This window comes from Rhizobacter sp., from assembly GCF_031412075.1.
Lineage (GTDB): Bacteria > Pseudomonadota > Gammaproteobacteria > Burkholderiales > Burkholderiaceae_C > Rhizobacter.
In genome coordinates this window covers 1-1,962 of sequence record NZ_JANOCG010000441.1, presented here as the reverse complement: position 1 = coordinate 1,962, position 1,962 = coordinate 1, and the positions used below count along the sequence as shown (strand labels likewise).

Sequence of the window (1,962 nt, the reverse complement as noted above, 5' to 3'; positions counted from 1 at the left end):
CGCACAGATCATCATGTGCTCGCCGTGTTGCCACAAGCAGCTTCGCCCGCAGCTCTTGAGCCCGCACCCGCTCAAGCCCATCTTGCAGCACGGTGTGCACCTGGGCCAGGAGGCCGAGATGCTGACCGACGGCCTGCGCGCCCTGCTGCTCGACGCCTGCGGCTACGACACCCAGGTGTTCGAGTTCGTCTCGCTGGAGCACACCAACAAGAACAAGATGATCCTGGCGGTGAAGCGTGCGGTGGCGAAACCCGCCGATGAGGTGCTGGATCAGATCCGCGAGATCAAGGGCTTTTATCGCATCCAGGAGCAGTGCCTGGAGACGCTGTTGAAGGCCGATGGTTTGATCGCCTGATGCGGTCTCGTCCTACACGGTAGGACTGAACTGGCTGACTGCCGAGGGGTGGCCGGCTGGCTACGCTCATGTGCATGTCAGCCTTGTCCTTTTTGTTCGGCGCGCACTTCGCTGAATCGAACCCCTTGTTCGAGCGCGGCAAGCGCTGCGTGCTCACCACCCTGGGTGCGGACGGCCGTTTGCACACGCGCAAGCTCAAGGTGGCGACCTGTTCCGAAGACAGCCGCCGCCTGTGGTTCGTGATTCCCGCGGGCGACGGCATCGACGTGGAGATCGCGCACAACCCCAGCGTGACGGTGTCGGTGATCGACGCTGACACCCTGTCTGTGGTGCACCTGTCGGGTGTGGCGACGCCGCTGCGTGAGCGCACCAGCCCGCTCTACCTGAGGCCGAACTTCAGGCAGGCGCTGGCGCTCCACGTGGTGCCGGCCGAGATCGACTTCATGTTGCTGCGGGTCGATCTCGACCCGGGGCTTGACCTCGATCTGGGTAACGTGGGCGACAGGCCGGCTCGACACTCGTCGCAATAATCCGCAGGCCGCGCAGGGCAGCCCGCCCTGCCGATCCTTGCCGGAGCGCCAGCCCATGAACCGAGTCCTCGCCCACACCGGCGCCACCTACCCCATCGTGCAGGCCCCGATGGGCTGGATCGCGCGCACGCAGCTCGCCTCCGCCGTGTCGCGCGCGGGAGGGCTCGGCATCATCGAAACCTCGTCGGGCGAAACCGAGAACTGCCAGGCCGAGATCAGGAAGATGAGCGCGCTGGGTTTGCCGTTTGGCGTGAACCTGCCAATCCGTTTCTTGAAGGACGACGCGATGCTCAAGTTCGTCTGCGAGAGCGGCGTGAAGTTCGTGACGACCTCGGCCGGCAGCCCGGCCAAGTTCATCGCGCCGCTGAAAGACGCGGGCATCACCGTCTACCACGCGGTGCCCACCGTCGAGACGGCCATGAAGTGTGTCGACGCCGGCATCGACGGCCTGGTGGTCGAAGGCGGCGAGGGCGGTGGTTTCAAGAACCCCGAAGAGGTGTCGACCCTGGTGCTGCTGCAGGCGATCCGCGCGCGCACCGATGTGCCGATGATCGCGGCCGGTGGCATCTGTGATGGGCGCGGCATGGCGGCGGCGTTTGCGCTCGGTGCCGAGGCCATCCAGATGGGCACACGCTTTGTGAGCTGCACCGAGAGCCCAGTGCACGCCAACTACAAGAACGCGATCGTCGAGGCCAAGGACACCGGCACCTGGGTGCTGAACAAGAAGTCGACGCCGTGCATCCGTGCACTCAAGTCGCAGCGCACGCAGGCCATCTTCGACGAAGGCCTGATGCCGGCCGACGCGCTCAAGGGCATTCGCAGCGTCTACTTCGATGGCGACATGGAGGCCGCCCCCGCACTGGCCGGTCAGACCGCCGGCCTGATCACCTCGGTGAAGACCGCCAAGGAAATCATCGACGAAACGGTGGCCGAGTTTTTTGCCATCACGGCGCGACTCGGCGGATTGGCGCAGTCGCGCTCGTTTGCTTAGCCGGGTCGGTGGGCTGCTCGGGCAGCGCGCCCGGGCGCGGCTCGCCGCGCCGCGAGCCACACCGGTGGGCGTAGACCCAGGTGAAC

2 protein-coding genes and 1 pseudogene are annotated in these 1,962 nt (G+C 65.9%); all 3 read left to right on the top strand.

Annotated elements, in window-relative coordinates:
• A pseudogene (locus RMO40_RS16740) lies at window positions 1–355 on the top strand (methyltransferase); the annotation flags it as partial.
• 74 nt (window positions 356–429) lie between these two features.
• On the top strand, window positions 430–885 hold the full coding sequence (locus RMO40_RS16735; RefSeq protein WP_309723870.1) for a pyridoxamine 5'-phosphate oxidase family protein: 456 nt from the start codon (window positions 430–432) through the stop codon (window positions 883–885).
• Between the two features lie 55 nt (window positions 886–940).
• Entirely contained in the window at window positions 941–1,876 is a 936-nt protein-coding gene (locus RMO40_RS16730) for a nitronate monooxygenase (protein WP_309723868.1), read from the top strand.
• The last annotated feature ends 86 nt before the right edge of the window (window positions 1,877–1,962 follow it).

Coding starts and splice junctions, on each gene's coding strand:
- RMO40_RS16730 (WP_309723868.1), top strand. CDS start 941: ATGAACCGAGTCCTCGCCCACACCGGCGCCACCTACCCCATCGTGCAG.
- RMO40_RS16735 (WP_309723870.1), top strand. CDS start 430: ATGTCAGCCTTGTCCTTTTTGTTCGGCGCGCACTTCGCTGAATCGAAC.